The organism is Serinicoccus sediminis, assembly GCF_004153545.1.
GTDB lineage: Bacteria > Actinomycetota > Actinomycetes > Actinomycetales > Dermatophilaceae > Ornithinicoccus > Ornithinicoccus sediminis_A.
This window is the reverse complement of the sequence record NZ_SDVA01000006.1, coordinates 201018-208894: the sequence shown is the minus strand read 5'-3', so window position 1 is coordinate 208894 and position 7877 is coordinate 201018. Positions and strand designations below refer to the sequence as shown.

The window sequence follows — 7877 nt, the reverse complement described above, 5'->3', positions numbered from 1 at the left end:
GGGCGGCACGGACCGGGCCGCGCCAGGCGAGCTCGTCGACGGCGGCGGTGACGGCAGCCTCGTCCGCGGTGGCGGGCAGCACGGCCTCGGCCGGCCCGGGCTGCGGCGGCGCAGCACCCTCGGAGACCAGCAGCAGGCAGGGCAGGGCCCGCTGCGCGCACCACTCCCGGTCCTGCTGCTGCGCGGGCCAGCGGACGACCCGCACAGGCACCCACCCAGAGGTCATGACCACTCCTCGTCTCGACGTGCCGACACCGCCAGTCTGCCCCGGCCGAGGGCACCCCGAGCACCAGATCGGCCCGGATCGGCAAGGGTTCACACGTCGTTCACACGGCGGTCCACCAGACGTCGCGCACCGCTCCCCGGACGCACGACGGGCCGCCCCCGAGCAGGGGGCGGCCCGTCGTGCGGGGCGGGTCGTGGTCAGCCGTCGGTGCCCGGCGTGCCGCCCAGGTCGCCCATCTCCATGACCTGGTCGGCCGGGGGCGCCTCGATCTCCTGCGGCTCGCCCCAGTTGTCCATCATCATCTCCGCGGTCATGCCCTCGAGCTCGAAGCTCAGCTGCCGCATGAGGTTGTCGTCGTCCAGCCACACGTCGTAGACGACCGGCTCGTCCCCGACCGCCTGGGTCATCGCCGCGGCGTCCTCACCGCCGGCCTCGGCGATCGCCTGCGGGTCGACGGTGACCTGGTAGTGGCCCATCTCGGTGCCGTCCACGTCCTCGTCACCGAGGAAGACGACCTGCTGGGCGCCCTCCTCCCACGCCTCCCACTGCGTGGAGACATCGATGTCCTCCATCGCCGCGGCCTGGCCGAGGACGTCCTCCCCGGCCCGCATGTACATGCCCTCCGGCGTGACCCCCGGCATGGCGAGGTAGAGCTCGCCGTCGACGGTGATCATCTCCAGCTCCCCCATCTCCGGCATCGACATCATCATCTGCATGGCTGCCTCGTCCCCACCGAGGTCCACCGCGCCGTCGGCCTGGACGGCCTGTCCGTCGGCCTGCATGTCCATCGTCAGCGTGTAGCTCGAGAGGGTGTCCTCGCCGGGCTCCTGCAGCATCGCCAGGAAGTCCTCGACCGGGATCTCCTCGCCCTCGGCGGCCTCCCCGCCGTCGTCCTCGGACTCGGTCGCGGTGTCCTCGGCGGCCGCCTCGTCCTCGGTCTGCGCCGCCGAGTCCTGCGTGCTCTCCGCGGCCGTCTCCGGCGAGCTCGCCGCCCCCTCCTCCGCGTCCCCGGCGCACGCGGTGAGACCGAGACCCAGGATCCCTGCGCTGACGACCGCGCCCAGGCGCGTCCTCGTGGTGCCCATCTGTCCTCACCCTTCCTGCGATGCCGGCCCCAGCGACCGTCGTGGTAGCACCATCGTGGCACACGGCGCCCGTCGGTTCTGCCCAGCCCGCGGTGCTGTGGTCGAATGGTCGTCTGTCCAGACCCTCCAGCAGAATGCAGGAACCACCACGTGACCGGCAACGCCACCTTCCGGCACCGCGACACCGCCGTGCTGTCCGTCACCGCTGTCGATGCCCCGGTCGTCAAGACCTCGGCCGAGTTCGACGAGGTGATCGGTGACTCCTACACCCGCAACGGGCTGCGCCCCGGCATGCTGGCCAAGCTGGCCGGCATCTCGGAACGACGGTGGTGGCGCGAGGACCAGACCTTCGTCGACGGGGCCGTGCAGGCGGCGCAGGAGGCGATGCAGCAGGCCGGGGTCGACCCCGGCCGCGTCGGCCTCCTCATCAACACCTCGGTCAGCCGGGAGCACCTCGAGCCCTCGATCGCGGTCTCGATCCACCAGGCGCTGGGGCTGCCGACCGCCTGCCTCAACTTCGACCTCACCAACGCCTGCCTCGGCTTCGTCAACGGTATGCAGCTCGCCGCCACGATGATCGACGCCGGCCAGATCGACTACGCGCTGGTCGTGTGCGGCGAGGGTTCGCGGACGCCGCAGGAGCGGACGCTGGAGCGGCTGTCCGGCGAGGACGCCACGGCGCAGGACATCGTCAGCCAGTTCGCCACCCTGACCCTGGGATCCGGCGCCGCGGCCATGCTGCTCGGCCGGGCGAGCGAGCACCCCGAGGGCCACCGCGTCGTCGGGGGCGTCACCCGGGCCGCGACCGAGCACCACGAGCTGTGCATCGGCGACTTCACCGAGATGCGGACCGACGCGCAGGGCCTGCTCGTGGCCGGCATGGGCCTCGCCAAGGAGCTGTGGGCGGACGCCGCTCAGGAGTTCGACTGGAGCGACATGGACCGCTACATCGTCCACCAGGTCTCGCAGGTGCACACCAGCAAGACGGCCGAGTCGCTGGGGCTGGACCAGTCCCGCATCCCCCTGACCTTCCCCACCTACGGCAACGTCGGCCCGGCCGCGGTGGCGATCACCCTGGCCAAGGAGACCGCCTCCCTCGAGCGCGGGGACCGCGTCCTCATGATGGGCATCGGCTCCGGGCTCAACATGACGTGCGTCGAGATCGACTGGTGAGCTGAGGCAGGCAGCCGTGCCCACGCCCGCCCGCACCCCCCGCCTGTCCGCCCACGACCGGGCCCGCCGGTCGGCCCACGACCAGGTGGGGCTGCCCGGGACCGCGTTCCCGGGGGTGGACCCGCGCTGGTCCCGGGTGGTCCTCGCCCCGGACGCCGACGGGATGACCCGCCGTTGGCACGTGCTCGACAACGGCCCGCTGCTGGAGGCCGCCGGCACCCCGGTGCGCGGCACGGTGCTCGCGGTGCACGGCAACCCGACCTGGTCCTACCTGTGGCGCCGGGTCCTGGAGCAGGCCCCGCCGGGGTGGCGGGTGGTGGCCGTCGACCAGCTCGGGATGGGCTGGTCCGAGCGCCCGGGACGCCCGCGCACCCTGGCGCAGCGGGTGGACGACCTCGGCGGGCTCACCGACGCCCTCGGGCTCACCGGTCCGGTCGTCGCGCTCGTGCACGACTGGGGAGGGCCGGTCGGCCTCGGCTGGGCGCTGGCGCACCGCGACGACCTGGCGGCCGTGGTGCTGACCAACACCGCGGTCCACCAGCCGGTCGAGCACGCCGCGCCGGCGGTGATCCGGCTCGCCCGCGCCCCGATGCTCCTCGCCCGGGTCTGCCGCACCACGCCCGCCTTCGTCCGGGCCACCACGGCCCTGTCGCGGCCCGCGCTGCCCAGGGACGTCCGCGACGCCTTCGCCGCTCCCTACGCGAGCGCCCGCCGGCGGGACGCCGTCGCGGACTTCGTGCGCGACATACCGTTCGAGGACGACCACCCCAGCCGGCCCGCGCTCGACGCCGTCGCCGAGGGCGTGCGCGGGCTCGACGTGCCCGCGCTGCTCGTGTGGGGCCCGCGGGACCCGGTCTTCTCGCAGCGCTACCTCGAGGACCTCGTGCAGCGGCTGCCGCACGCCGACGTGCACGTGTGCCCCACCGCCTCGCACCTCGTGCTCGAGGACAGCCCCGAGGCCGTGGGGACGGTCTGGGAGTGGGCGCAGCAGCACGTCCCGGGGCCGGGTGAGGGCGCGGGAGGCACGCGGGACGACCGGTCGAGCCCCCGGCGCGAGGCGACCGGCGACCGGGACGGCTCGCCCCGCCCAGCAGGTGTGGCCACCGTGCCGGTGAGGGTGGACCGCAGCCGTCCGGACGAGACGGCGGTCGTCGAGCTCGGTGGCGCCCAGCCGCGGCGGGTGACCTTCGGTGAGCTCGGCGAGCGCGTGGAGGCCGTGGCACGCGGTCTCGCCGGGCGTGGCGTGCGCCCGGGTGACCGGGTGGCGGTGCTGGTGCCCCCGGGCATCGACCTGACCACCGTGGTGTATGCCGTGTGGCGCCTCGGCGCGGTCGTGGTCATCGCCGACGCCGGGCTCGGCCTGGGCCGCCTCGGGGCCGCGCTGCGCGGCGCCGGCCCGCGGCACGTCGTCGGGGTCGCACCCGCGCTCGCGCCGGCCGCGCCGACGCGGGTGCCGGGGCAGCGCATCCGGGTGGACGGTGCGGGCACCGCCCTCGCCGGGCTCGCCGCCGAGGGAGCCCGCAGCGACGGCCCCCTGCCGGAGGGTCTGGACGAGGACGCCGACGGCGCGGTCCTGTTCACCTCCGGCGCGACCGGGCCGCCCAAGGGCGTCGTCTACACGCGGCGGGCGCTCGGCGCCCAGGTGGCCCTGCTCCGCGACACCTTCGGCTTCGGCCCCGGGGAGCGCTTCGTCGCGGCGTTCGCCCCGTTCGCGCTCTACGGCCCGGCGCTCGGGCTGCCCAGCGCAGTGCCGGACATGGACGTCACCGCCCCGCACACCCTCACCGCCGCGGCGCTGGCCCGGGCCGTCGAGGCGGTCGGGGCCAGCATGGTCTTCGCGGCCCCGGCCGCGCTGCGCAACGTCGTCGCGACCGCGGGGTCGCTGACCGCCGCGGAGCGCGAGGTTCTCGCCCGCCCCCGGCTGGTGCTCTCCGCGGGCGCCCCGGTGCCCACCGACCTGCTGCACGAGGTGCGCGCGGTCCTGCCGGGCGCACAGACGCAGACCCCCTACGGCATGACCGAGGCGCTCCCGGTCGCGACCCACGACCCGACCGCACCGGGCCCCGCCGCGGGTCCGGGGGCCGGGACCGACGGTGAGCACCCGGGGGCCGGGGTCTGCGTGGGGCGCCCGGTGCCGGGTGTCGAGGTCGGGATCGCGGTCCTCGACCCCCTGGGCGTGCCGGCCGAGGACCTGCAGACCGCCCCGGGGGTGGCCGGGGAGATCGTGGTGCGTGGCCCGCACGTCAAGGACCGGTACGACCGGCGCTGGGGCGCGCAGCAGCGCAGCGCCCGGCCCGCGGGGTGGCACCGCACCGGCGACGTCGGCAGCCTGGACGACCAGGGCCGGCTCTGGGTGGAGGGCCGGCTCGCGCACGTCGTCACGACGCCTGCCGGGCCGGTGACGCCCTACCCCGTCGAGGAGCGCGTGCGCAGGCTCGACGGGGTAGCCGACGTGGCCGTGGTGGGCGTCGGGCCCGCCGGCACCCAGCTCGTCGTCCTCGTGCTGGTCCCCACCGAGCGGGGCGGGCCCCTGGCCCGCGCCACCGGGGCACCCCATGGGTCTGCCGCCCTGGCCGCGCCGGAGCTGGCGGCACGGGCCCGGGCCGCGGCCGGGGTCCCGGTGGCCGCCGTCCTGGTGCGCGAGTGGCTCCCGGTGGACGTGCGCCACGCGAGCAAGGTCGACCGCACCGCCCTGGCGGGCTGGGCCGAGGGTGTCCTGCACGGCGGGCGTCGCCGTCGGCGCGGCGGGGCCCCCCGCACGAGGAGCCGCTGATGAGCGGGCCGTCACCTGGCCGGGTGCTGGTGACCGGCGCCAGCGGCATGCTCGGCGGTGCCGTGGCCGACCTGCTGGCCGCGCGCGGCTGGGAGGTCACCGTCATGCAGCGCCGCCCGAGCGGCGGGCGGCACCGCGAGCTGCTCGGGGACATCCGGGACGCCGATGCCGTTTACCGTGCGGTCACCGGCCAGGACGCCGTGGTCCACCTCGCCGCGAAGGTGGACGTCGTGGGGGCGTGGCGCGACTTCGTCGACATCAACGTGCGGGGCACCCGCCGGGTCATCGAGGGGCTGCGGGCCCAGGGCGGCGGGCGGCTGGTGCAGGTCAGCTCCCCCTCGGTGGCGCACACCGGGCGGTCCCTCATCGGGGCCGGCGCCGGCCCGGCCACGCCGATGCGGGCGCGCGGGCACTACGCACGCACCAAGGCGGCGGCCGAGCTCTTCGCCCTGGAGGCGGACTCCGACGCGCTGCCGACCACCGCCGTCCGGCCGCACCTGGTCTGGGGACCGGGCGACACGCAGCTCGTGGGCCGCATCGCCGAGCGCGCCCGGCAGGGGCGGCTGGCCCTCGTGGGCACGGGGACCGCGCTGGTGGACACGACCTACGTCGACAACGCCGCCTCGGCCCTGGTGGCTGCTCTGGAGCGCATCGACGTCGCCCGCGGTCAGGCCCTGGTGGTCACCAACGGTGAGCCGCGGCCGATCGGTGAGCTCGTCGGGGACATCTGCCGGGCCGTGGGCGCCCCCGCCCCGCGTCTGCACCTGCCCACGCCCCTGGCCTGGGGGCTGGGTGCCGCCGTGGAGGGCGCGACCGCGCTGTCCGGACGGGTGCCCGGGGTGCCGACCATCACGCAGCCGCCGATGACCCGCTTCCTGGCGGAGCAGCTCTCGACGGCGCACTGGTTCGACCAGCGCCGCACCCGCGAGGTCCTCGACTGGCGGCCGACCGTGACCATCGACGAGGGCCTCAGTCGCCTCTGAGCCGCGCGCGACTGCAGCGGTCCTGTCGCCTCGTCGGCCGTGATCGGGGCACGACCGGTGCACTCGACGGCAACCACTCACGGCGCTCGGTGGGGCGTGCGCGGCACGGGGAGCGGCACGGCCCCGACCTCTCCCCCGGCGGCGCCGCAGCGCTCACCTAGACTCACGGCATACCGCTCGCGTCAAGGAGGACACCATGGCTGAGGCCGTCATCGTCGCCGCCGCCCGCACCCCCATCGGCCGCGCGTTCAAGGGGTCGCTGACCACCGTGCGCCCGGACGACCTCGCCGTCGGGGTGATCCGCGCGGCCCTGGAGCAGGTGCCCGCGCTCGACCCGACCACGGTGGACGACCTCTACCTCGGGTGCGCCGAGCCGTGGGGCGAGCACGGCTTCAACATGGCCCGGGTCGTGAGCGTGCTGCTCGGGCTGGACTCGGTGCCCGGCTCGACGGTGAACCGGTTCTGCGCCAGCTCGGTCCAGACCACGCGCCAGGCGATGCACGCCATCAAGGCCGGGGAGGGCGACGTCTTCATCAGCGCCGGGGTCGAGTGCGTCTCCCGGTACGCCGACTTCTCCGGCGCCGGAGGCGGCAAGGAGGCGTGGCGCAACCCGCTGTTCGCCGACGCGGTCGAGCGCACCCAGGCGATGGCCGCCTCCAACGAGACCTGGACCGACCCGCGCGAGGACGGCCTGCTGCCGGACGCCTACATCGCCATGGGCCAGACCGCCGAGAACGTCGCCACCTCCCTCGGAATCTCCCGCGAGCGCCAGGACAAGTGGGGGGTCCGCAGCCAGAACCGCGCCGAGCAGGCCATCGCCGACGGCGTCTTCGCCCGCGAGATCGCGCCGGTCACCCTGGCCGACGGCACCGTCGTCAGCACCGACGACGGGCCCCGCCCCGGGGTGACCCTGGAGAAGGTCAGCCAGCTGCAGCCCGTGTTCCGCGAGGGCGGCACCGTCACCGCGGGCAACTGCTGCCCGCTCAACGACGGCGCCGCGGCCCTCGTCGTCATGAGCGACACCCGCGCCGCCGAGCTGGGTCTCACCCCGCTGGCCCGCGTCGTCTCCACCGGGGTGTCGGCGCTGTCCCCCGAGATCATGGGGCTGGGGCCCGTCGAGGCCTCCCGGCAGGCGCTCGCCCGCGCCGGCATGAGCATCACCGACATGGACCTCTACGAGATCAACGAGGCGTTCGCGGTGCAGGTGCTCGGTTCCTCCGACGCGCTCGGCATGGACGAGGACCGGCTCAACGTCCACGGCGGCGCGATCGCCCTCGGCCACCCCTTCGGATCGACCGGCGCCCGCATCTCCACCACCCTCATCAACGCGTTGCAGACCCACGACGGGCAGTTCGGCCTGGAGACGATGTGCGTGGGCGGCGGCCAGGGCATGGCCATGGTCATCGAGCGGCTCTCCTGACGGCCCGACCGGCCCTCCTCGCCTCCTGAGCAGAGAAAGGCCGCCCAGGCAGTGGCTGCAACCCCCGACTCGGGCATCTTTCTCTGCTCAGGTTGCGTCGGGGCGCGGGTCGGCCGGCGTCGGGGGCGGGGTATGCAGCGTGCGCGCACGTCCACGTCGTGCGGCGTCGGGCACCGCCGTAGCGGTACCCTGACGCCGACCGACTCCTGCCCCGAAA

The 7877-nt window shown here is 75.3% G+C and carries 6 protein-coding genes; 4 read left to right on the top strand and 2 right to left on the bottom strand.

Annotation, left to right across the window (positions count from 1 at the left end):
- On the bottom strand, positions 1–226 hold a 226-nt coding region (locus EUS26_RS07950; RefSeq protein WP_130012888.1), incomplete at its 3' end, for a hypothetical protein.
- A 197-nt stretch (positions 227–423) separates the two neighbouring features.
- Positions 424–1311: a hypothetical protein gene (locus tag EUS26_RS07945; protein ID WP_130012886.1), complete on the bottom strand. Its 888-nt coding sequence runs from the start codon at positions 1309–1311 to the stop codon at positions 424–426.
- A gap of 150 nt (positions 1312–1461) precedes the next feature.
- Here EUS26_RS07945 and EUS26_RS07940 point away from each other — a divergent pair, with 150 nt between their 5' ends.
- The 4 genes from EUS26_RS07940 to EUS26_RS07925 all read left to right on the top strand — a co-directional run bounded on the left by EUS26_RS07940 (position 1462) and on the right by EUS26_RS07925 (position 7660).
- Complete coding sequence (locus EUS26_RS07940) at positions 1462–2484, top strand: 3-oxoacyl-ACP synthase III (RefSeq protein WP_202865084.1); 1023 nt, start codon at positions 1462–1464, stop codon at positions 2482–2484.
- 16 nt (positions 2485–2500) lie between these two features.
- Complete coding sequence (locus EUS26_RS07935; RefSeq protein WP_238148858.1) at positions 2501–5257, top strand: alpha/beta fold hydrolase; 2757 nt, start codon at positions 2501–2503, stop codon at positions 5255–5257.
- The gene (locus EUS26_RS07930) at positions 5257–6240 is read left to right on the top strand and encodes an NAD-dependent epimerase/dehydratase family protein (protein WP_165368547.1); all 984 of its coding nucleotides are present in this window, start codon (positions 5257–5259) and stop codon (positions 6238–6240) included. The genes EUS26_RS07935 and EUS26_RS07930 overlap by 1 nt, the downstream gene beginning before the upstream one ends.
- Positions 6241–6436: 196 nt before the next feature.
- Positions 6437–7660, top strand: a complete 1224-nt coding sequence (locus EUS26_RS07925) for an acetyl-CoA C-acetyltransferase (RefSeq protein WP_130012882.1) — start codon at positions 6437–6439, stop codon at positions 7658–7660.
- Positions 7661–7877 lie beyond the last annotated feature (217 nt).

Coding starts and splice junctions, on each gene's coding strand:
- EUS26_RS07930 (WP_165368547.1), top strand. CDS start 5,257: ATGAGCGGGCCGTCACCTGGCCGGGTGCTGGTGACCGGCGCCAGCGGC.
- EUS26_RS07945 (WP_130012886.1), bottom strand. CDS start 1,311: ATGGGCACCACGAGGACGCGCCTGGGCGCGGTCGTCAGCGCAGGGATC.
- EUS26_RS07925 (WP_130012882.1), top strand. CDS start 6,437: ATGGCTGAGGCCGTCATCGTCGCCGCCGCCCGCACCCCCATCGGCCGC.